Annotated in this window: 20 protein-coding genes; 8 read left to right on the forward strand and 12 right to left on the reverse strand. The window is 64.7% G+C overall.

Annotated features, from left to right (window positions below; translation table 11 throughout):
- Positions 1-2: 2 nt before the first annotated feature.
- The gene (locus tag DEH80_RS04510; protein WP_133249114.1) at positions 3-827 is read left to right on the forward strand and encodes an alpha/beta fold hydrolase; all 825 of its coding nucleotides are present in this window, start codon (positions 3-5) and stop codon (positions 825-827) included.
- Positions 828-877: 50 nt separating this feature from the next.
- On the opposite strand, the gene DEH80_RS04515 is transcribed toward DEH80_RS04510, so the two are convergent.
- The 5 genes from DEH80_RS04515 to DEH80_RS04535 all read right to left on the reverse strand — a co-directional run bounded on the left by DEH80_RS04515 (position 878) and on the right by DEH80_RS04535 (position 6767).
- Entirely contained in the window at positions 878-1804 is a 927-nt protein-coding gene (locus DEH80_RS04515; RefSeq protein WP_109719271.1) for an alpha/beta fold hydrolase, read from the reverse strand.
- A gap of 57 nt (positions 1805-1861) precedes the next feature.
- The gene (locus DEH80_RS04520; protein ID WP_109719272.1) at positions 1862-2416 is read right to left on the reverse strand and encodes a hypothetical protein; all 555 of its coding nucleotides are present in this window, start codon (positions 2414-2416) and stop codon (positions 1862-1864) included.
- Positions 2417-2509: 93 nt separating this feature from the next.
- Positions 2510-5074, reverse strand: coding sequence for an MMPL family transporter (locus DEH80_RS04525; RefSeq protein WP_109719273.1), 2565 nt, complete (start codon positions 5072-5074; stop codon positions 2510-2512).
- 4 nt (positions 5075-5078) lie between these two features.
- Positions 5079-5906: an outer membrane lipoprotein-sorting protein gene (locus tag DEH80_RS04530; RefSeq protein ID WP_109719274.1), complete on the reverse strand. Its 828-nt coding sequence runs from the start codon at positions 5904-5906 to the stop codon at positions 5079-5081.
- Positions 5907-5969: 63 nt separating this feature from the next.
- Positions 5970-6767, reverse strand: a complete 798-nt coding sequence (locus DEH80_RS04535) for a glycerophosphodiester phosphodiesterase (RefSeq protein ID WP_109719275.1) — start codon at positions 6765-6767, stop codon at positions 5970-5972.
- Positions 6768-6834: 67 nt separating this feature from the next.
- Here DEH80_RS04535 and metC point away from each other — a divergent pair, with 67 nt between their 5' ends.
- Positions 6835-8007, forward strand: coding sequence for a cystathionine beta-lyase (gene metC / locus DEH80_RS04540; RefSeq protein WP_109719276.1), 1173 nt, complete (start codon positions 6835-6837; stop codon positions 8005-8007).
- A gap of 25 nt (positions 8008-8032) precedes the next feature.
- Here metC and DEH80_RS04545 read toward each other — a convergent pair whose 3' ends face one another.
- From DEH80_RS04545 to DEH80_RS04560, 4 genes are all read right to left on the reverse strand, one after another.
- Positions 8033-9460 (reverse strand): alanine/glycine:cation symporter family protein, encoded by a 1428-nt coding sequence (locus DEH80_RS04545; RefSeq protein ID WP_109719277.1) that lies wholly within the window; start codon positions 9458-9460, stop codon positions 8033-8035.
- A gap of 96 nt (positions 9461-9556) precedes the next feature.
- On the reverse strand, positions 9557-10459 hold the full coding sequence (nadC, locus tag DEH80_RS04550; protein WP_109719278.1) for a carboxylating nicotinate-nucleotide diphosphorylase: 903 nt from the start codon (positions 10457-10459) through the stop codon (positions 9557-9559).
- 68 nt (positions 10460-10527) lie between these two features.
- Positions 10528-11718 carry an SUMF1/EgtB/PvdO family nonheme iron enzyme gene (locus DEH80_RS04555; protein ID WP_109719279.1) on the reverse strand — a complete coding sequence of 397 codons (1191 nt, stop codon included), beginning with the start codon at positions 11716-11718 and terminating at the stop codon, positions 10528-10530.
- A gap of 115 nt (positions 11719-11833) precedes the next feature.
- The gene (locus DEH80_RS04560; protein ID WP_109719280.1) at positions 11834-12625 is read right to left on the reverse strand and encodes a class II glutamine amidotransferase; all 792 of its coding nucleotides are present in this window, start codon (positions 12623-12625) and stop codon (positions 11834-11836) included.
- A 65-nt stretch (positions 12626-12690) separates the two neighbouring features.
- On the opposite strand from DEH80_RS04560, the gene egtD reads away from it, so the two are divergent.
- Positions 12691-13671, forward strand: a complete 981-nt coding sequence (gene egtD, locus DEH80_RS04565) for an L-histidine N(alpha)-methyltransferase (protein WP_243412747.1) — start codon at positions 12691-12693, stop codon at positions 13669-13671.
- Positions 13672-13687: 16 nt separating this feature from the next.
- Here egtD and argF read toward each other — a convergent pair whose 3' ends face one another.
- Both argF and DEH80_RS04575 read right to left on the reverse strand, forming a co-directional pair.
- Positions 13688-14587, reverse strand: coding sequence for an ornithine carbamoyltransferase (gene argF, locus DEH80_RS04570; RefSeq protein ID WP_109719282.1), 900 nt, complete (start codon positions 14585-14587; stop codon positions 13688-13690).
- 68 nt (positions 14588-14655) lie between these two features.
- On the reverse strand, positions 14656-15237 hold the full coding sequence (locus DEH80_RS04575) for a superoxide dismutase (RefSeq protein ID WP_109719283.1): 582 nt from the start codon (positions 15235-15237) through the stop codon (positions 14656-14658).
- Positions 15238-15549: 312 nt separating this feature from the next.
- Here DEH80_RS04575 and grxD point away from each other — a divergent pair, with 312 nt between their 5' ends.
- The 4 genes from grxD (at position 15550) to DEH80_RS04595 (ending at position 19575) form a co-directional block, all read left to right on the forward strand.
- A complete protein-coding gene (gene grxD / locus DEH80_RS04580; RefSeq protein ID WP_109719284.1) occupies positions 15550-15873 on the forward strand; it encodes a Grx4 family monothiol glutaredoxin in 324 nt (107 codons plus the stop codon).
- Between the two features lie 49 nt (positions 15874-15922).
- Positions 15923-16342 carry an RNA-binding S4 domain-containing protein gene (locus DEH80_RS04585; protein WP_133249115.1) on the forward strand — a complete coding sequence of 140 codons (420 nt, stop codon included), beginning with the start codon at positions 15923-15925 and terminating at the stop codon, positions 16340-16342.
- A 142-nt stretch (positions 16343-16484) separates the two neighbouring features.
- Positions 16485-18248: an isocitrate dehydrogenase (NADP(+)) gene (gene icd / locus DEH80_RS04590; protein ID WP_109719286.1), complete on the forward strand. Its 1764-nt coding sequence runs from the start codon at positions 16485-16487 to the stop codon at positions 18246-18248.
- Positions 18249-18432: 184 nt separating this feature from the next.
- Positions 18433-19575: a mechanosensitive ion channel family protein gene (locus DEH80_RS04595; RefSeq protein ID WP_207774467.1), complete on the forward strand. Its 1143-nt coding sequence runs from the start codon at positions 18433-18435 to the stop codon at positions 19573-19575.
- Between the two features lie 9 nt (positions 19576-19584).
- On the opposite strand, the gene DEH80_RS04600 is transcribed toward DEH80_RS04595, so the two are convergent.
- Positions 19585-21432 (reverse strand): amidase, encoded by a 1848-nt coding sequence (locus DEH80_RS04600; RefSeq protein WP_165831288.1) that lies wholly within the window; start codon positions 21430-21432, stop codon positions 19585-19587.
- Between the two features lie 133 nt (positions 21433-21565).
- Here DEH80_RS04600 and DEH80_RS04605 point away from each other — a divergent pair, with 133 nt between their 5' ends.
- The gene (locus DEH80_RS04605) at positions 21566-22324 is read left to right on the forward strand and encodes a competence/damage-inducible protein A (protein WP_109719288.1); all 759 of its coding nucleotides are present in this window, start codon (positions 21566-21568) and stop codon (positions 22322-22324) included.
- Positions 22325-22485: the final 161 nt, after the last annotated feature.

Genomic DNA, 22485 nt, shown 5'->3' on the forward strand with positions numbered 1-22485 from the left:
CCATGCCGACACTGCGTCTCGAAGGGACCGACTGCCACTACAACGATACTGGCGAGGGACCTGCGCTGGTGTTGATTCACGGCCTGGGTGCGAGCCAGGCCGACTGGTTCACACAGCTGCCGGCGTTCGAACGCCAGTATCGCTGCATTGCACCGGACCTGACCGGGCACGGGGGCAGTAGTCCTGACGGGCCCTACGATATCTTTGCCCAGGCCCGGCGACTGTTCGCATTGCTCGATGCGCTGGGTGTGCAGCAGGCCCATGTCCTGGGGCACAGCATGGGGGGCGCCGTGGCGCAGAGCATGGCGCTGGTGGCCCCAGAACGCGTGCGTTCGCTGACCATCTGCAACAGCACGGCCGGCTTTCGTCCGACCACGCCCAAGAAATTGCTGGAAGCGGTATCGCGGGTGGCGCTGGTGGGGACGTTGGGTGTCCAGCCGCTGGCTGGCCTCATCGCCTATCGCCTGTTTCCGCATGCCGACCAGGCAGACCTGCGGCGGACCATGCGGGCACACTTCGCGCAGGGGTCGCGTCCGGTGTATCTGTGTAGCCTGTTCGCGCTGGGACGATGGTCGATCTGGCACCGTCTGGCCGACATCACCTGCTCCACGTTGGTGATTGCTGCCGAGCACGACTACTTTCCACTGACCGAAACCCAGCGGCTGGTGGAGGGCATCCCCGATGCACAGCTCCAGGTGTTTCCGGGCAGCCGACACGGTACGCCGATGGACCGTGCCGAAGCGTTTAACACGCGGGTACTGGAGTTCCTCGCCGCGGCGAGGGGCCCGGTGCAGGCCCCGCCACTGGGCGAGGCGGCACCTGCCTAGGGAAGCACTGATTTATTCGCGCCGCGAATCAATCAGTGCTTCCCTTGCGCTCAGCTTGGGGTTTCGATGACCGGGCCGGTGGTGTCCGACAGCCTGATCAAAAAATCGCCGACCAGTTGGGCGAACCGTTCGGGTTGTTCCAGGTCCGGGAAATGTCCGCATTGCTCCATCTCGACGATCTCGGCGGCAGGGGCGTGGCGCAGTGAGCTGCTGCGGTCCGTTGTCGCGTGCGATCGATCGTTGTTGCCCCAGAGCACGAGGGTGGGTGTGTCCAGCGATTCCTCGGTGAGCGCCGGCCCCCAGCGCTGCAGCATCGTGGCCAGTGGGTAGCCGGCCCCGGCGTCCAGCAGTCGCAGGGCGGTCGCGGTGAGCGGCTCATGGTCGGTCTCCGCTGCGGTGGAGAATCGGTACCAGAAGCGCGTGAGCCGGGTGGCGCCCAAGCGACCCAGCCATTGGCCCAGCCCTGGCCTGCGCAGGCGATGCTGTGGATCCATGCGGTCGCACCAGGCCCGCATGCCGGCCACGTCGGGGACCTGCGCCAGCACCAGACCGGTCACCGGAACACGCCCCCGCCGGGCGATTTCACAGGCAACAAAGCCGCAGATGCAGGGGCCATAAAGCACCCAAGGCCCATTGCCCAACTGCTGCAGGGCAGCTTCAACGGCCTCGACGGTTGCCATGAACTCTAGCGCGCGCCCGCGCCGGACAGACGAGAAACCGAATCCCGGAAGCTCCATCATGATGCTGGCCGTGCATGCGTCGAGCGCCCGGAGTGTCTGATCGTAGTGCTCGACCATGTTGGGCGGGTCGCAGAGGAGTACCAGCGTGGGCGATGCCCCGGCAGGCCCGCTGCGGCGGATGCGGATGGATCCCTCGGTGACGGTCACCTGGGCGCTGGTGGCCGAAGCCGGGGGCCGGCGGTTGTGCCGCCAAAGCCATGCATCCAGGGCGGCTGCGGGACTGGAGCCCCGCGTCATGTTGCCACCTGTGCTGGCCCGTTCAACACCGGGAGCAGAGCACCGGCGTTCGGTGGGCTAGTCACCGGTGGCTTCTAGCTTGAAGAAGGCTGCCAGGATGAGTCCGGCGATGGTCCAGTTGACGACGCTGTAAAGCACCCCGACCAGTGCCCAGGGCATGGCCACGGGCCACCAGATCGTGCTGCCAAGATCGTAGGTGAAGCTTGCGGTGACGCCGAGCAGCACAACGAAACCCACACGGCGACCGTAGCTGCCAAGCGAGTTGGCACTCAGTTCCAGCAGCCAGCCGATGAGCAAGGCCATCCCGAACAAATGGATCAGCCCCTTGATGAACACCTTGGGGTCCATGGCAGGGCTGCCTTCGACCTGGATATGAATCATGGCGACCGGGCCGGCTTCATGCAGTCGCGTCATGGCCTCGTGGTCATCCTGCATGCCCGGAACAAAATAGGTGCCGCTGGCGGGCATCTGCGCCTTGAGCGCCTGGCCCAATGCCACATCATCCGTGGCCGTCTGCATGACGCTGGTGGGCACCGGACTCATCCAGAACACAGCCCCCCAGACGAACATCGCGATCGCGGCCAGCAGGCCACCGAGTACATAGCGCTTCATGATTCGATCCCCTTTGTGGATTCCACCACCGGTCCCCCCGGTGGATGCATCCTAGCGCGGTCGTGATCGGGACTGCCACGAGCGCGCCGAGGATCAGTTCGTCGGCGCGTCGCCGAGATAGGCGCGGCTGTCCTGGCTGCGGCGCTCGGCCTGAATGGCATTGAGATTGAACATGACGACTGCGGCAATCCGTGGGGCCTGGCGCACCAGCTGCCGCAGATCAGCACTGCTGAAGCGAATCAGGCGGACCGGTGATTGGGCGACCACATTGGCCGTCCGTGCCTGCTGAAACAGTCCGACCTCGCCGACCAGCGCGCCACGGCCGAGTGTGGCGACATGCCAATCCCGGTCTGCCCGGTCTCGATCCACGCGCAGTTCGCCATCGATGACGACAAAACACTCGTCGCTGTGGTCGCCGGCACGCATGATCACGGCGCCAGCGGGTCTTGTCTGCAAATCGGTCAGCAGGGCGAAGGTGCGGGCCTGTCGTTTGCTCAGTCCGGCCAGCAGGGGAATCTGATGCTGGGGATCGGTGCCCAGGTCCAGGCGTAGCGTGTCCCACAGCGTGACAAAGCGCATGCGCGCGGCCAGTAGCGGGGTGAGAAACACGTCGCAACACCAGGCGACCATGAGTGCCAGCGCGCAGAGCAAGCCGAATTGCAGATGTGCTTCCAGAGCGGTGGCCATCAGGCAGATGAAGCCGACGATCAGCGCCAGCGTGGTCATTGTGATCGGCAGCAGTGTTTGCTCCAGGGCCTCGATGGCCGCCGGACGTTCCGCTGCGCGGCGACGGGCCAGGGCGTGGTAGCGCGCGAAGTAGTGCAGCGTGTCGTCCACGGCGATACCCAGCACCACGCAGGCAGCCAGTCCAGTCACCGGCCCCAGTTGCAGGCCCGACCAGCCAATGAAGCCGAAGAAGGCCAGCAGGGGCAGGGTGTTCGGCAGCAACAGCAGCAGTCCGGTGCGGGCCGAGGCGAAGAGGATGCCGAGCAACACCCACATGGCCGCCAGCGCCAGCAGCAGCGAGCGACTCTGACTTTTTGCAAGCGCTTCCGCCGAAGCCTGCAGCCGTTGCAGGCTGCCACGGACCGTGGTGGTGGCCGAGGGCAGGCTCCGCCGGAGACCGGCCAGTGCCTGGTCGATGTCGTCGAGTAGCTGGGCAGCCTCGCCGGAGCCGGTGACAGGCGTGCTGAGCTGCAGGCGTGCAACCCGAAACCTGCGATCGATCCGGTCATACACCGAATCGCTGGTACCGAACACCAGCAGTTGAGCCAATGCTGGACCCGCGGGCAGGTCGGCATCCTTTTGGCCGAACCACTGGCTTGCCGCGCGGGCATGGTCCAGATGCGTGAAAACCGTACCGACACGGGCGTTGGCCTCCAGCGTCTGCTCTAGCTGCTTCAAGGTGGCGTGCGCGCCGGGCTCGATCCAGGCCTGGGGTCGGTCCAGGGCGATCTCGATGTCCAGCGTCTGTAATCCGCCCACCGCGTGATTGAGTCGCTCGAAGTTCTGACGGGCGGGGTCTTGTGTGGGCAGGCCGCGCATCGGATCAAGTTCGTGGGTCACACGCACCGCGCCTACGGCGAGTCCGATGAGCAGCAAGGCCCAGACGAACAACAATCGCTTGGATCCATGGGCTGTCAGACGGGCGGCCAGCCCGAGTACGGGTTGGAGCAGCTGCGGCCAGCCACGCCGCCAGTGCGGTTTGCGGGCACGTGTGCGCAGCACCAGCGGCAGCACGGTGAGCACGCTCAGCGCCGAGAACCCGGCGCCGAGGCTGGCCAGCAGGGCGAAGTCTCGGATGGCTGGCGCCGGGCTGAGCGCGAGCGCCAGCAGGCCCGCGATGGTGGTCGCGGCCGTGAGCAGCATCGGCTGGCGTACGGCTCGAACGGCCTCCGTCAGGGTGTCCGTGCTCGCCGAGCTGGCGATGAGGTGCATGGCGTAGGCCAGCGTCAGTGTGGCCGTTAGCGCGGGCGCGATCAGCGTCACCATGTCCAGTGGAATGCCCAGCGCCCGCTGCGCGGCCAGTGTCCAGAGCAGGCTGACAACCATGCTCAGGACAATGCCAGCGGCCGCGCGCAGGCTGCGCCACAGCAGCAGCATCAGGAGAATGAATCCGGCGCTGCCACCGACCAGCAGCCGTGAAAGCCCGGTTTCGATCACCTGCGCCTGGGCCTGATCCAGCAGCTGGGGAGCGGTGATTGAGGTGCTGAGTCCGTCGATGCGACTCAGCGCGAGCACCGCGTCTGCCAGCTGGGTCAGGTCGGTACCGGCATGCGACTCGATCCGGCCGAGCAGCGCCGTACCATCTGCGCTAACCCATCGGTCTCTGATCAGCGGGTGCTGCGACAGCGATGCGGCGTCGATGCGGCCGATGTTCGGGGCAAGCTGGGTTGGCAGTTTCACGTCGCTGACGGCGGGCAGGGCGCGTAGATCGGACGCCCGTGCGTCAATGGCAGCGAGTTGCGCCGCGGTGATCGGGGTGTCGCCGTGCCAGCCCAGCACCAACACGTGGTCTATGGGCGGGCCAGGCGTCGATTGCAGGCGCTCGGTCGAGACATCAATCGCCGGGCCAGGACCAGACTGGACCAGCCACGCCACGGCCCAGGCCGTGAGCGCCGCCAGAACAAGCCATCGGCCTCGGGCCCACAGGGGCATGGTGTTACTCGACGGTCATGAACAGGCGCGGATCGAATGCGGCATCGTTCAGGTCGGCGTGATAGCGGACATCACCCAGGTGCAGCTCCGTGCGTCTGTTCGGGGTGCGCAGGTCCTGCATGGTCCATTCGTGCCCGACGAAACGGCCGTCTTCCTTGGACAGAATCTCCGGATTGAGTTGGAGCTGCTTGAGCTGATGCCCGTCTGGTGCAAAGAAATCGACACGGAGTGCCAAGCATGTGCGCTGGTCGACATGGCTGATGATGCGCCCATAGGGCGAGGCGTTGCGCTGTGCGGGTCGGACCGCGAGTCGATATACGGGGCGGTCACCCAGCATCCCGTCGTCTTCGCGTGCGACATGGGCTTGGCTGAACACCCCGAAAATCTGTTTGAGGTCAACGTAGCTGAAATCCGTGCCCCAGAGGTTGCTCCACACCATCTCACCATCAATTTCCCGCGTGGCGCGCAGGCTGGGCAGGTAAATGCGGACATCGTCGTGTTCCACGCCGCTGCGCAGCAGGTAGCGGGTGCCGGCCAGCTCCTCTGGGCGTAGTACGTGCAGCATCAGGTTGATGGCGCGTTCGCCGATCCGGCGACCGTACATCTGGATCACCATGCGTCGCTCGATGCTGGCGCCGTCATAAGTCGTAATCCCCAGCATCTGCGAGAACGTTTCCTGGGGAACGTTGCCGTTCATGCATAGGGTGACATCTTCGGCCGACTCCAGCTGCGCCGCAGCCGGCGCTGCCCAAAGGCACAGAAGAGCGACCAGACTGGCCAGTCGCGCGGTCAGGTGGGGGCGTGGACGAAGGTCAGCGCGATGTTCTGTCATGGCTAGGCGGGGTTGGGAGACGCCCTCATCATCGTGGACCCAGCTGCTGGAGGCCAGTGCTGATCACGGGACGGGCCGTTGTGCCTTGAGTTGCTCCAGGGCCTGCTGCATGGCCAAGGCCTCGTTTGTGAACAGCCAATTGGCGCCGCGCTGGATTTCGCGGCTCAGGCTGTTGCGTGAGCGGGGGAATCCCAGTGCCAGCTCCTGGCCAGCCGCCAGGTGTTGCCGCGCCCGTCGACCGGTGAGCAGCGCGTAATGCGCGCCGATGGCGGCCTGGCGGCGCGTCAGTACATGGTCGCTAATCTGGGCGATGTTGAACCGGGCAATGCTGATCTTGGCCGATTCCGGAACGTCGACAAAGCGGTCCATCATGGCGGGGTGCAGACTCATTAAATGGAAGTCTCGTCCCGGCTCCAGCGAGCCGAGCGCCTCCATCAGGGCTCGGCAGTACGCGGCCTCGTCCGGATAGGGCTCCTGCTTGATCTCGATCATCAGGTGGAAGCGCCGGGCATAGCGCTGGACAAACCCGGCTGCCGTGGGGATGTCTGGTGCAATGGAAGCGAGCGTCGTCTGCGACAGTTGGTCCAGCCGTTCGCCGCGTCCGTGCACGCGCTGCAAGTCCTCGTCGTGGTAGACGACAGGCACGCCGTCGGCAGTAAATCGGATATCGAACTCCAGCCCCCAGACCCCCGAGTCCCGCAGTGGATCAAAGGCGGCATAGGTGTTCTCGCGGACGGCGGGCGTCGGACGTTCTCCGCGATGCGAGATGATCCGGGCGGCCTCCAGCCGGGTCGGTGGCGGCGGGCGGCGCGGCAGGGCTGCCATGACCGCATCGACACCACGCATGAGCAGGTCATCCATGGCCGGAGCCTGATGCTTGGGCGGATGCGTACTATACGGCCAGACACTCAAACGGCGATGCTGCTCCGTGACTCGCAAACCTCGAACCCGCCTGGCACATCTGGGGCGCAACCCGGCGCGCGACCAGGGGCTGGTCAATACACCGGTGGGGCGCGCATCCACCGTGGTCTTTCCGACACTGGCCGAGCTTCGGGCCGCGACAGCGCGCCCGCAGGAGGGCGTGTTCTACGGCCGTTTTGGCACCCACAACCGGCATGACCTAGAGGCTGCAGTCGCCGACCTCGACGGTGCGGACGGGGCGGTGGCGGTGCCGTCGGGTTTGGCCGCCTGTGTGCTGGCGATTCTGTCTCAGGTCCGCAACGGCGACGACGTGCTGGTCTCGGACAATGTTTACTGGCCGACGCGCAAGAGTTGCGATGATCTGTTGCAGCGGCTGGGGGTCACGGTTCGCTATTTTGATCCCGCCATCGGCGGTGATATCGCGCAACTCATCCAGGCGAACACCCGGTTGATTTACCTTGAGTCACCGGGTTCGGTCACCTTCGAGGTGTCGGATGTGCCGGCCATTTGCCGGGCCGCTCAGGCGGCCGGGTGCGTGACCGCGCTCGATAACACCTGGGCCACATCGCTGGGCTTCGATGCCATTGGTCATGGCGTGGATCTGGTTGTGCACGCGGCCACCAAGTACCTGGTGGGACACTCCGACGCCATGCTAGGCGTGGTATCGGGTTCGGGGGCCGCGCTGCAGCGCGTGCGGGATGGCTCCATGCAGCTGGGGCATAGCGTCTCCCCAGATGACTGCGCGCTGGCCCTGCGCGGGCTGCGCACCCTGGCCGTGCGGCTTGATCAACACACCCGATCAGCGCTACGGGTCTGCGAATGGCTATCCGAACAGCCCGAGGTGCAGGACATCCTGTTCCCGCCCTGGCCGGCGGATGCCGGACACGCCCTTTGGTCGCGCGACTTTGCCGGCGGCTGTGGGCTCATGGCGATCCGGCTGACCGCCCTGGACGAACAGCAGCTGGCCGCGTTTGTCGATGGCTTCGAACTCTTTGCCCTGGGCTACAGCTGGGGTGGGTACGAAAGCCTCATCCTGCCCACCGACCCGCGCCCGCTGCGATCGGCAAGCCCTTGGACCCAACCCGGCCAGCTGATTCGGCTGCATATCGGGCTGGAGGCAGTCGAGGACCTGCTCGAGGACCTTGCCGCGGGCTTTCAGCGACTGCGCTTAGTCCTATAAGTCTGCGAGCTAGCGCCTAGCGGCCTTAGCGTTTCCAGAACTCGGCGTTCTCGATCTCCAGCGCGTCGGGGTCGAACACCGGATCGGTGCCCGCCTTGCGCTGCCGCTCGTAGTCCTTGAGTGCCTTGAGTGCGGGCCGTTGGATGATGAGGATGGCGATGATGTTGAGCCAGGCCATCAGTCCCACGCCGATATCACCCATGGCCCAGGCGAGGTTGGCGCTACGAACCGTCCCGTAAGTGACGGCGGCAAGAATGCCGATACGCAGTGCCAGGATCATCCAGGGCCGCTGGGCTTTGCGGTTGATATAGGCGATGTTCGTCTCGGCCATGTAGTAGTAGGCGATGATCGTCGTGAACGCGAAGAACAGCAGCGCCACGGCAATAAAGCCTGAGCCCCAGCCGGGCAGGATGGTCTCGACGGCTGCCTGCGTATATCCGGGTCCAGCCTCCACGCCGGGTAATGCCTCGACGATGGCTTCACCGGCCTGGTTCATCACGTTGTACATGCCGGTCGACAGAATCATGAACGCCGTGGCCGAACAGACCAGCAGCGTGTCGACGTAAACGGAGAACGCCTGCACGAAACCCTGTTTGGCCGGGTGGGACACCTCGGCGGCGGCCGCTGCGTGAGGCGCCGTTCCCTGACCCGCTTCATTGGAATAAATGCCGCGTTTGACGCCCCATTCCACCGCCAGGCCCAGCACCGCGCCGAATGCCGCCTCGCTGCCAAAGGCTGACCCCAGCACAAGCCCGACGACGCGCGGAACCTGGTCGATGTTCAGGAAGAGCACGACCAGCGCAACGAGGATGTAGGCCAGCGCCATAAAGGGCACGACCAGCTGGGTGAAATGGGCAATCCGGTGAACGCCACCGAAGATGATCATGCCCAGGCCGACCACCAGTAGGGCGGCCGTCACCGTTGGGGCGAGGCCCCAAGCTTCGGTCATGCTGATGGCGATGCTATTGGCCTGTACACCAGGTAGCAGAAAGCCCGTGGCCAGCACGGTGGACAGGGCGAAAAGCCAGGCATACCAACGCTGGCCCGTGGCCTTTTCGATGTAATAGGCCGGACCACCGCGGTACTGGCCGTTGTCGTCCTTTTCCTTGTAGATCTGCGCCAGCGTGGCTTCGACATAGGCGGTCGACGCCCCGAGGAATGCCACGACCCACATCCAAAAAATGGCGCCGGGCCCACCAAAGGTGATGGCGGTGGCCACGCCAGCAATATTGCCGGTGCCCACGCGGCCGGAGAGGGAGATTGCCAGCGCCTGGAAGGACGACACGCCGGCCTTGGACTCCTTGCCGTCGAACAGCAGGCGGATCATCTCGCGTAGTCCGCGGACCTGCATAAAGCGGGTGCGGATGGAGAAGTACAGGCCAGCGCCCAGGCACAGCGCGATGAGTGCCTTGCTCCAGATCAGGCCATTGAGTGTTCCAACCAGCGTTTCCATGGCAGGTCCAGTCTTGTGAAATACGATGGGGAAACCGCAGGCAAGAATCGCTGCAGTTTGTCGGCGTCCCGGTGCCGAGTCGGCACCGGGCCTGGTTTAGTCAGTCACCCGCATGGACAGGTCGACTGCCGTGACGTGCTTGGTCAGTCCGCCAATGGAGATACGGTCGACACCGGTGTCGGCCACGTCGCGCACATTGTTTTGATCGATGCCGCCGGAGGCCTCAACCAGCACCTTGTTGTGGGCATGCCGGCTGTGCTGGCCCACCATGTTGACCGCACGTGCCAGCAGGTGGGTTTCGAAGTCGTCGAGCAGCAGGATGTCGGGTGGCGCCGGTGACTTGAGCGCTTCTTCCACCTCTCCAATCGTTTCGGCTTCGGCAATGACCGGCACCTTGGCGTAGGCCATGCGCGCCTGGTAAATCGCCGCGCCCAGCCCTCCGGCGGCTGCAACGTGGTTCTCCTTGATCATGACCGCGTCGTACAAGCCGAATCGATGGTTCACTCCACCGCCACAGCGCACGGCGTATTTCTGAGCCGTACGCAGCCCGGGCAGGGTCTTGCGCGTATCGACGATCTGCGCCCGCGTGCCCTTGACCCGGTCGACGTATCGACGGGTGAGCGTGGCCGTGCCGGACAGCAGCTGCAGAAAATTCAGCGCCGTGCGTTCGCCCGTGAGCAATGACCGCGCCGAGCCTTCGAGCCGAACCAGTTCCTGTTCGGGGCGAACATAGTCGCCATCCTTGGCCAGCCAGTGGAGCTTGAGGTCCGGGTCCAGTTCGGCAAAGACCGCGGTAAACCAGGCCGTGCCACAGAGCACGGCGGATTCGCGGCTGATGACGCTGGCCTGAATCTGGGCAGCGTCGTCGACAAGGGCAGCCGTGCGGTCACCATCGCCGACATCCTCGGCCAGGGCGGCGCGTACGATGGGCTCGATGTCGGAAGCAGGCGGATGATCGCGATTGAAATCGGTGGACGGTGGGTCCAGCGGGTTGTACATGTCAGCAGAGGGTCCCCGGAGCAAGGCGGTATTCTGTCGACGTGGCGGGGGTGGTGCAATTCCTGCGGTTAATCCGGCTGGCGGCGGGCCACGCGTAGGCCTGCAAATACATGGCGCATGTCGGCGGTGTAGAAGTTGCGAAAATCGGGCCGGCGGATGTCGTCTTCGGTCCAGCGCGACCCGCCTTTCAACACGTAATGCTGTCCATCGCACCAGGGCAGGGTGTAGCCCGGGTAGGGGAAATCCCGGTAGCCAGGGAAGGCGTATAAGGGGTTAGCCATCCATTCCCAGGCCGCACCGAGTTGATCCAGCGCACCGCTGCGGACCGCACGCAGCCATTCGAGTTCATGAGGCAGTCGGGTGCCGCTCCAGCGCGCAAATGCCTGGGCTTCGTGCCAGCTGATACCCATGACCGGGTCATCCGGATGCAGCGAGTCGGTCCGGCCATCCGCGTGCACGGCGTACCAGCCCTGTTCGGAAAGCCGCCAATGATGCGGGGCCGCCTGCTCCAGCCGACGACGCCAGGCCCAGCCGGCGTCTGACCAGTGCGCTGCCCGCTCGTAGCCACCTGCTTCCATAAAGGCCAGCCACTGGCCGTTGCTCACGGGGCGGCGTGCCAGCGCGTGCGGCGCCAATGCGGCGTCATGCGGGCCCAGTTCGTTGTCGTAGGGTGCTGGCGTCGCGCCGGGTTCGCCCACGCGAAGGGTTTGCGCGGGTACATCGACCCACTCCCACGTCGGATCGCGGGTTTGCAGCCGACTGGCCGGGCTGTCGGCGCGGTGGTTCGTCAGCGCGGCGATCTGCTGGATCATGCGCAGCGTTTCCAGGTGCTGCGCGTAATGCTGTTCCAGAAAATGCAGCAAGTAATGGCGGCTGACCATGCCGTGGCGTCGGTGCCGGGTGTAGGCCTGCTGCCACGCGGCATCGGCCCGGCGGGCCATGTGATCGCACCAGTCCAGCAGCCGTGCTGGGTCTGGCAGCTGCGGGCCACGGCTGTGCTTCGGACAGACCTCGGGCACGTACAGCGCGTCCAGACCGTCGAGATCATCGGCGTTGCCCAGCAGGTTCCTGCGCAGCCACAAGGCCTCGACAAAATGCGTGTGCCCGACATGCCAGGCACTGGGGCTCAGGCAGGGGTGCAACTGGGCGCGCGCATCGTGCGCTGGTTCCTCGTGCAACACGGCCGTGACCGATCGACGCAGCGCTTGCAGCCGGTCGAGGCGGTGGGCCTGGGCAGCGGTTGATCGCAATCCCTTCATGCGGGGTCTGGTCTCCTCAACAGGGTCCCGGCAGTGACATTTTTTGGGCGCAGCTTAGTCGTCGACTCCTGGCGGTGGCCAGGGTTCATCACCGCCCGGTGATGGTGCCGGTTGTTCAGGCCGTCTTGATCGGCAGTGGCGTCATGCGCGGGGGGCGATCGGGCTCGAGCACGGTCAGGCTGTTGGTGTCCACCGTGCGCCAACCGGGGTCTTCGTCGAACCGTTCGGACGCCAGCAGCTGTCCGCCGGGGTAGGCCGGGTGCGCCGGGTGCCAGTACAGGCTGGGGTTCGGCCGCTCGACGGAGTAGCGACTAAAGACCAGCGTCTTGCCATCGCTGAGACACACATTGAGCAGCGCCGGGTGCTCTCGGGTGTCGTGAACGGCCTGTTCCAGCGCGACCGCGAGCGCCTGATCCAGCGAGGCGGCGCCATCGGTCAGTGCCTGACGGACGAGTGCGAACAGGTATTCCGAATCGGTCGTGCCCTGCAGGTCGGCCTGGATCCGGTCGGACAGCCGGGCGAGCATGCGGCCGCGGCCGCCTTCTGCCAGCCCCGACAGGTAGCCGTTGTGAGTCATGGCCAATCGTTCCACGGCGTAGGGCTGGGTGTTAATGGCGTGGACGATCTGCCCGGGCGTGGCGCTGCGCACGTTGCCCAACCACAAGCGACTCTGCAGCGCGTCGGCCAGCGAGGGCAGGTTGAGGTCGTTCCAGGCGGCCATGGGCTGTGTGTAGCGGCCCATGCGGCCGTCGGCCTGCTGCCAGGCCACGCCATAGCCATCTGCATTCAGGCGTGCTTCGGTCAGTTCCTGCGGATCCCAGGATTGCCGAAACAGACTGTGGGGCGGATCCAGCAGGAACTGGCGCAGGGAAATCGAGGGGCCGAGGTAGGCAGCGAGCCGGCACATGTTCAGGCCTGGAGCGAACGTGGCCCGATGGTAACCTGCGCACCCGGTTTCTGAATGGCGTGCACATGGACGGCACCGACGCTCGGCTGCGCATCAGCCGCATTCCTCCCGCCCGACCAGTTGGCTCGCTCATGGACGATGTGAGGCAGGGCTTGCTCGCCCCTCCGCGCCGCCTGCCGGCCAAGTACTTTTACGATGAGCGGGGTGCCAAATTATTCGAGGACATCTGCGCGACCCAGGACTACTACCCGAGCCGTTGCGAGGCACAGTTGCTCGAAACGCACGGCGCTGCGCTGATGCAGGCGATGGATGCCCGACACCTGATCGAGCTGGGGAGCGGTAGCTCCCGCAAGACACGCCATCTGCTCCAGCATGCGGCGCCGGGCACGATCTACTGGCCGTTCGATGTGTCCGAGGAGATGTTGCGGAGCTCTGCGGCGGGTCTGGTTGCCGAGTGGTCGGGTTTGCAAGTCCATGGCCTGGTCGGTGATTACCACGCAGGGCTGGATCTGCCGATTCCTGATGAGGGGCGCCGCAGCGTGCTCTTCCTGGGTGGAACGCTGGGCAATTTTCGGCCCGAACAGGCCGAGGTCTTTCTTGGTGAAATCCGAGGGCTGCTGCGTGCCGGTGACACCCTGTTGCTGGGTGCCGACCGGGTCAAGGCGCCAGGCGTGCTGGAGCGTGCTTATGATGATCGCGAGGGCGTGACCGCGGCGTTCAACCTCAATGTGTTGCGGGTGCTCAACCGCGAGCTAGACGCCGATTTCGATCTCGACGGCTTTTCGCATCGGGCCGTGTACAACACCGAGGCTGAACGGATCGAAATGTATCTCGAGTCGCAGCGCGAGCAGGCCGTGCGCATCGGGCGGCTGGATCAAACGCTGCAATTCACGGCGGGTGAGCGCATCCGCACGGAGCTAAGCCACAAGTACAGCGAGGCATCGCTGACCGCCTTACTCGAGCCCGCCGGTTTTCGCATCGAACAGTTGCTGACGACGCCTGAGCCGACCGCCTATTCGCTGGTGCTGGCGCGCGCGGTCGACTGACGTCGCCAGCCGGGCGCTACTGCGGCAGCATCAGGAATTCCAGCAGCGCCTTTTGGGCATGCAGGCGGTTCTCCGCCTCGTCCCAGACCAGGCTGCGCGGGCCATCAATGACACCGGCCGCCACTTCCTCGCCGCGATGGGCCGGCAGGCAGTGCAGAAAGACGGCGTGTTCGGCCGCCTGCTGCATGAGCGCCTCATCGACCTGGTAGCCGGCGAATGCGGCCACGCGACTGGTTTGCTCGCTTTCCTGTCCCATGCTGGCCCAGACATCGGTGACGACAGCATCGGCCCCGGCTGTCGCTGCGCCGGGCTCACGGACGATTTGCACGCAGTCGCCGGCCTGTTCGAGCACATCGGCGTCGGGTTCGAAGCCTTCCGGGCAGGCCACGGAAAGGGTGAAGCCGAACTGACGGGCGGCCAGTGCAAAGGAATTGCAGACATTGTTGCCGTCACCCACCCAGGCGATGCGGCGGCCGCGGACGCTACCGAAATGCTCGACCAGGGTCTGGACATCGGCGAGCAGCTGACAGGGATGGAAACGGTCGGATAGCGCGTTGATGACCGGGACGTCGCAGGCCGCTGCAAACCGCTCCAGCGCCTGCTGGTCGTCATTGCGGATCATCACCGCATCGACCATGCCGCCGAGCACGCGGGCCGTGTCCTCAATGGGTTCACCGCGCCCCAGTTGGGTGTCACGCGGGGACAGGAACAGGGCATCGCCGCCCAGCTGCGCCATGCCGGCCTCGAAAGACACACGTGTCCGGGTCGAACTCTTCTCGAAGATCATCGCCAGCGTGCGCCCGACCAGGGGGCGGTGGCCGTGGCGGTCGCGCTTGAGTTCGATGGCGCGCTGGATGAGTGCATCCAGTTCAGGGCCGGTGAAGTCGAGTAGCGTGAGAAAGTCGCGTTTAGTCATCAGCTGTTCCCAAAATGAAAACGGGCCGCCCGGTGGCCGGGCAGCCCGCTAACACCGAGTGGTCTCGGTTAGGCGTTGAGGTTCTTCTCGACAAAGTCCCAGTTCACCAACTGCCAGAAGTTTTCCAGATACTTCGGCCGTGAATTGCGGTAGTCGATGTAGTAAGCATGCTCCCAGACATCGGCCGTTAGCAGCGGGGTATGACCGGCCGTCATCGGGTTGTCGGCATCGTCGGTATTGACCACGTCCAGCTGACCGTCGGCGGTCTTCACCAACCAGGTCCAGCCCGAGCCGAAATTGCCGGCAGCCGAGGTGTTGAACTTCTCCTTGAAGGCGTCCATCGAGCCGAAGGCCTTGTCGATCTCGCCGGCCAGCGCTGCACTGGGCGAGCTGCCACCGGGGGTCAGGCCATTCCAGAAGAAGGTGTGGTTCCAGATCTGGGCGCAGTTGTTGAACAGACCGCCCGGGCCGGCATTCTTGATGATCTCTTCGAGCGACGCGTTGGCAAACTCGGTGTCGTCGATCATGCTGTTGGCCTTGTCGACATACGTCTTGTGATGTTTGCCGTAATGGAAGTCCAGCGTTTCCTTGGACATGTGCGGCTCGAGTGCGTCACGTGCGTACGGCAGTTCAGGAAGTGTGAATGCCATGTGCAATCTCCTTGACTGTAAGCAAATGGGTTGGCGCCCGGGGGAGCGCGCCAAATGGAGGCTAACCATAGGGTAGCGCTGTCTTGATGACAATGACGTCCAGCCTGGGTTCAGGCCGCGTTGCACCAAGGCGGGGGCGGGCGGATCGTATTGTGGAGCCTCGGGAACGGCAGCGGTTCCGCTCAATCGGCCCAGAACTTGCTCACGTCTGGCTGTCGCGGGCGTGTCTCCAACGGATCTGTATAATCCGCGCCCGTTTCTTGTCGTCGCACCCGCGGCGGCTACCTAGCAACACCGACGGAGGTGGCTTGAATGGACGCCTTGCAACGCATCAAGCAGAAAGTCGACGAGAACCCCATCCTCATTTTTATGAAGGGCTCTCCAGATTTTCCGCAGTGCGGTTTTTCTGCACGCGCATCGCAGGCGCTGAATGCCTGTGGCGTGCCTTACGCATACGTGAACATCTATGAAGATGAAGAGATCTACCGGTCTCTGCCCAAGTTTGCGAACTGGCCCACGTTCCCTCAGCTGTACGTCAAGGGCGAGTTGATTGGCGGCTGCGATATCACGCTGGATCTGTACCAGACCGGCGAACTGCAGCGCATGCTGAAAGAAGCGGCTGGCGTCGAGGCCTAATGGTCCACGCCGCTGCCCGAGCGCCCGCCTTGTGCGGGCGTTTTTGTTCATGAGTCGTCGCAAGCCCGAGGCGGCGGCCGACGCGGCGACGGCACGCCTGGATGTGTGGCTGTGGGCGGTGCGGCTGTTCAAGACGCGGGCCATGGCCCAGGACGCGATCCGACGGGGTCACGTGCAGGTTAACGGTCAGGACGCCAAGCCCTCGCGCGGACTTCGCGTGGGTGACACGGTGTTCGTCGAGCGCCAGGGCGTGCGGGACGAAGTCGAAGTGTGCGAGTTGCTGAGCAAGCGGGTGAGTGCGACGCGGGCGGCAGAAGCGCTGCAGCGCACGCCGTCTGGTGAGCAGATGCAGGCGGCGGATGTGGAGCGTCGGCGCGTGGAACGCTTGCAGAATCGTCCGGTGGCACCGCCGCAGCGACCGAATCGTCAGAACCGGCGTGCCATTCGCCAATTCAAGGAGCGGGGCTGACCCTGTCCGCTTTGCGACCAAGGTCGCGGCCCGATGACGTCTCCGTCGCCGCCTGCGTTTGTTAGAATCCCGGGAATCAACCGGGGGCGGCTGACGCCGCGATGCCCCGCTTCACGCAACCACGAATCTGAGGAGAGCCCGAATGGGTTACAAGCACATCCGATATCCGTCAGACGGCGAGAAGATCACGGTCAAAGATGGCCAGCTGAAAGTGCCGGACAACCCGATCCTCGGATATGTGGAGGGCGATGGCATCGGCCCTGACATCACCAAGGCCTGTCTGCGGATCTGGGACGCCGCGGTCGAGATTGCCTATAACGGCCGCCGGAAGGTGCACTGGGCCGAGCTGTTTCTGGGCGAGAAGGCCGCGGGTCTGTATGACGGGGACTACTTTCCGGCCGAGACGCTGGAGGCCGTTAAGGACCTGATCGTCGCCATCAAGGGGCCGCTGACCACCCCGGTGGGCGGCGGCTTCCGCAGCCTGAACGTGGCCCTGCGCCAGGAGCTGGATCTCTACGCCTGCGTGCGCCCGGTGCGCCATTACGCCGGCGTGCCCAGCCCGCTGAAAAAGCCGGAGAAGGTCGATGTCGTGATCTTCCGCGAGAACACCGAAGACGTTTACTCGGGCATTGAGTTCCAGTCGGGCTCCGACGATCAGAAGAAGCTGGAAACCTTCCTGCGCGATGAGATGGGCGCTACCTTCTTCGATGAGTCGGGTCTGGGCGTCAAGCCGATCTCGCCATTTGCGACCAAGCGTCTGGTGCGTAAGGCGATTCAGTACGCCATCGACAACGGTCGCGAGTCCGTCACGCTGGTGCACAAAGGCAACATCATGAAGTTCACGGAAGGTGCCTTCCGGAACTGGGGTTACGAAGTGGCCCGCGAGGAATTCGGCGAGCTGACCATTACCGAGGACGAGCTGTACAGCGAGTACAACGGTCGTGCCCCTGAAGGCAAGGTGGTCATCAAGGACCGCATCGCCGACATCATCTTCCAGCTCATGTTGCTGCGTCCGGATGAGTTCGACGTGCTGGCCACGATGAACCTCAATGGTGACTACCTGTCCGATGCCTGCGCGGCCGAGGTGGGCGGTGTTGGCATTGCCCCGGGCGCCAACATGGCCGATCACGTGGCCGTGTTCGAGGCCACGCACGGCACGGCACCCAAGTACGCCAATCAGAACAAGGTCAACCCCGGTTCGCTGCTGTTCTCCGGCGTCATGATGCTGGAATACATCGGTTGGCAGGAAGCGGCCGACCTGATCACGCTCAGCTACCCCGAGGTGATCCGCGACAAGATCGTGACCTACGATTTCGCCCGTCAGATCGATGGTGCCACGGAAGTGGGTACCAGCCAGTTTGCCGACGCTTTGATCGAGCAGATGCGCGGCGGTATCGACCTGGAAGCCAAGCGCAAGCAGCGCCACGAGCAGCTGGTCAAGGAACGCAAGCAGCGTGAGATTCGCCGCCTGCTCGAGCCGCTGGAGGAGATGATCGCCACCGGCCGCACGCCGCAGACCGTGTCCGACATCATGACCCGCACGCTGATTACCGTGGCCGATAGCGCCTCGGTTGATGAGGCCATGCACCTCATGCAGTCGGAAAATGTGTCCAGTATCGTCGTCGAACCGAATGACGCCGGTGAGTGGGGCATCATGACCCGCCGCGATATCGTCACCAAGATTGTGCGGTCCAACCTGTCGCCTACGGACACCACCGTTGGCGAGATTTGCTCACGCCCGGTGTTTGCCGTGCCGCCGGACATGTCGCTGCGCGAAGCCGCCAGCGCTATGGCCGACAAGAACTTCTCGCGGCTGCTGGTGGAGAAGGATGGCGACATGATCGGTATCGCCTCCGAGACCGACATTTTCGAGACGGTCGAGCGCTTTGGCTGGGCGGCTGAATAGCCGCATCGCCTGACCTGAAAAAGGGCCGCTTCTGCGGCCCTTTTTCGTAGCTGGCCGACGGCCTGATCTGAACATCGAGGGGCTGGTCCGGTCCCAGTCTTGCGACCACCACAGTTCATTCAACAATCTGGCGCCACCGCTGCACCCGGCCGGTGCAGGGCGACGGCGCTCCGAACGGGAGTCTATGCCTGACGATCTGATTGATCAGCTTGAATCCACCCTGCCGCTGGCCGAGCACCCACAACTGGGGGTGTTGCTCGGTGCCATGCTCATCGTGCTGGTCACCGGTCTGCTCAATGCGGGCCTGCTGTATTCGCTGCGCGGAGCCCTGCGCCGCCGCAGCTTTGCCCGCAGCGTTGTCCGCCGCGCACATCGCCCGCTGTTGGCGATTTTGCCGCTGGTGGGTTTGATGACCTACTGGGATGCGCTGCCGGATGCGCCGGCCTGGGTTGGCCCTGCCGACAAGCTGACGGTGTTGCTGTTCATCTTCGCGCTGACGCTCACAGGCGTGACCGCCGCGCGTGACCTTGGCACTTCGTACCTGCGCGCCACGGAGCCGGGGGCGGAGCAGGGCGACCACCGGGCGCGCCGCATTCACACCCAGGCCCAGTTGTTGGCGCGGATTGTCGCCTTTCTGGTGGCCGTGGTCGGCGTGGCGGCCGCGCTGATGACCTTTCCGGGCGTGCGCCAGATCGGCGCCAGCATGTTGGCCTCTGCCGGTGTGGCCGGCATCGTCATCGGTTTTGCCGCCCGTCCAGTGCTCTCAAACCTGCTCGCGGGCGTTCAGATTGCCCTGACCCAACCCATCCGGCTGCGTGATTCCGTGGTCGTGGAGGGCGAATGGGGATGGATAGAGGAAATCCGCGCGACCTACGTCGTGGTCCGCATCTGGGACCGTCGTCGGCTGCTGCTGCCACTGCAGTGGTTTATCGATCACCCGTTTGAGAACTGGACGCGGACCAGCTCCAATCTCATCGGCGTTGTTTCGCTATGGGTGGACTATCGCATGCCCATGCAGCCGCTCCGCGAGGACGTGACCCGGCTGTGCGAAGCCTCGGATTTCTGGGACGGGGATCTGGCCATTCTGCAGGTTGTTGATAGCACCGAACGCGGCGTGCGGGTGCGGGCACTGGTCACCGCGGCCGATGGTCCACGGACCTGGGAGTTGCGCTGCCTGGTTCGCGAAGGCCTGATCGACTACGTCCAGCGCGAGTATCCGGGATATTTGCCGCGTGTGCGGGCCGAGCTCTCCGGTGCAGACGAACCTGCGGGCGACGACGGGCCCAAGGTGTTGCCGCGCGACGCACACTCCGCCCTGACCGGATAGCCGGATCGCTCAGGGCGAGATGCCCAACAGCTCTTCCAGCGCCTGGATGTAGGTCTCGATCGGGAGGTCTTCCGGTGCTGCCGAGGCTGCGGTCATCAAGGCTTGTTGCTGGCGTGCGTTGAACTGCGCGATGGTCTCGATTTCGGTGCCGGTGGCCGGAACGATGTCCGGTGGCGCCCGGTGCAATGTCGCCTGCTCGTAGTCGTAGGCAATGCCGATGCCCGTGCCCTCGTCGAAGCGGCGCACGAAAATCTCCATGCCACGCGGCGTGCCGGCGTCGGTGTCGAAGCCAACCGGCACGACGATGCTGCCCATATGTGTTGTCGAGCCCAGGTCACAGGTGCGTCCGCCCGACGGGCCGGGGCTGAGGACGAAGGCATCCAGTCGCACCTGGTTGCCGTCGGCATCGAGCACCGGGTCGCCGTTCTCGTCGACCAGTGCATCCATGATGCCTTCCACATAGGCCCGCTCAGCGGCCATGGCATCCAGCTGTTCCGGGGCGCCGGGTTGATCAGGGTCACCCTGGGCGCCGAGTGCGACTAAAGCGGCGCTACGCGGGCCGGTGCGCCCGGTTTCGAGAATGCCTTCAATGCCCGTGCAGGACTCGCGGCCATTGCTGCGACCGCTATTGAGGCTGGAAAGGCAGGCCCGCGGGCTCGATCCGCCCTCCATTTCGAAGATACTGAAGTAGTCCCCGACATCGTAGTTTTGATTGCCGGCCCCCCGACTGGTGAATTCGGGGAGGTAGATGTCGTAGATATGTGCGCCCATGGCTTCCATTTGGGCCACGGCTGCGGCGATCAGCGCTGCCTGTTGTCCGGTCCCGGCGGGCGTGGTCGAACTGCCAAGCTGGCGCAGCACGCCGATATTGCGACCCGCGACGCCGTGGGCGTCGCGATCGAGATACTCGGTGTAGCTGGCGGGTCGCTCACCGGCTGGAAACTCCAAGGTTCGAAAGTCTCGTGGATCGACGCTGGCCATCGCGGTCAGCATCAGGGCGCTATCGGTGACGGTGCGGGTCATCGGCCCACCGGTGTCACGGGCATGAGACAGCGGGAAGATGCCATGCTGGCTGACCACGCCCATGGACGGCCGGATACCGACCAGCCCGTTCACCGAGGAGGGGTGGCGGATGGATTGGCAGGTATCCGACCCGGTCCCGCCCAAGGCAAAGTTGGCTGCTAGCGAGGCGCCGGTTCCGGATGAGGAGCCGGCCGGGGACTCAGCCGTGTTGTAAGGGTTTGAGACCTGGATTGCGCGCGCGGAAAAGCCGGTGGTGAAGTAGGCGAACTCATCCTGGTTGGCCTTGCCGAGAATGAGTGCACCAGCGGCCCGCAGGCCGCGCACCGATTCGGCGTCTATGCCAGCCTGATGCCCCAGCATGGCATAGCTACCCGAGGTGCTTGGGGCATCGAACGTATCGTAGTTGTCCTTGAGCAGGACCGGCATGCAATGCAGGTAACGGTCGCCCACGCCGCCGTCCCGTGCGTACAAGGCATCCAGCTCGGCCGCCTGGTCCAGCGCAGTCGGGTGGATAAAGAGCGCACCGCGGATGGGCAATCCCCCCGAGGGCTGGGGGTTGTCGTTGTAGGCAAAGATGCGGTCTATGTACATCTGTGCCAGTTCCACACAGGTCAGCGGGTCGCCATCTGCTGTGACCTGTTCGCCCGCGAATGCGGCATGGATGTCGGCGGTGGTCGCTTCGATCAGCTCGAACTGGACGGGCACCGCCGGCGGCTCTGGCGGCGGGGTGGTCGGATGTCCCCCACCCACGGGCTCGCTGGTGGCAGGACTTTGACCACAGGCGAATAGCCCGAGGCAGATGGAGAGCAGGGTAAGACGGATCAGCGAATTCATAGGCATTGGCGGGACGGTGGTTGCCGTGCGTGGCGACGGCGGTCACAGGCACCGCAAGCTTGGTGCCATGTGACAACATGGCTGGCGGATGCGGGCATTGAGTTCCTGAGCGACCCCGCCTAGTGTTCGCGCCATGACTGCCTCGCAATCCATTGCCCTCGTACTGGTCGGTGACGAGTTGTTGTCCGGCCGGCGGCGGGACAAGCATCTGCCGCATTTCGCTGCAGTGTTCGCGGCCCGTGGGTTAAGCCTGCGGCAGGTCTGGATCATTGGCGACGGGCGCGCCGATGTGGCCCGTGTGCTCGGCGATGCCCGCGCGCTGGGCTGTCCATTCATCTGCTGCGGCGGCATTGGCGCCACGCCTGACGATCAGACACGTCAGGCCGCCGCGCAGGCATTCGAGCGGCCGCTGAGGATTCATCCAGACGGCCAGACGCTGCTCGAGTCTTTGTACGGCGAACGCACCTACCCCCACCGGATTCGCATGGTCGAGTTCCCGGAAGGGGCCGAACTCATCCCCAATCCGGTGAACCAGGTTCCGGGGTTCGCCCTCGGCGATGGCTACTTCCTGCCGGGTTTTCCCGAGATGGCCTGGCCGATGGCGGAGTGGGTGCTGGAGCGTCGGTTCGGCGAGGTCGATGCCTCGGCGGCGCTGGTCACCTGCCGACTGGGGTTTCGGCAGGTTCCGGAATCTGACCTGATCCCGCTGCTGGATGACATCGGGGCCGAACACCCTCGTGTTCGCCTGTCCTGCCTGCCCAGCATGCGCGATGGGTTTCCTGTCGAGGTCGGTGCCACGGGACGCGCGCCGGATGCCCAGGCGGCGATCCAGGCCTTCGAGGCCGGTGCGCGGGCTGCGGGGTTGGAGCCCCATGCGCTAGGGAAGCGCTGATTTATCTGCGCCGCCAAGTTGCTGCCTGCAAACAGGCCAGGCAAGGCGCGAGGAGCGAAGTTTGGTCATTCCAAATGAGCGACGAGCAACGCAGTCTGGCCTGTTTGCAGGCGCAATCCAGACGGAACGGGCCGGTTTTCCCGCGATCCTGCGTTGTCGTT

Origin of the sequence: Abyssibacter profundi, from assembly GCF_003151135.1 — a bacterium.
GTDB classification, from domain to species: Bacteria; Pseudomonadota; Gammaproteobacteria; order Nevskiales; family OUC007; genus Abyssibacter; species Abyssibacter profundi.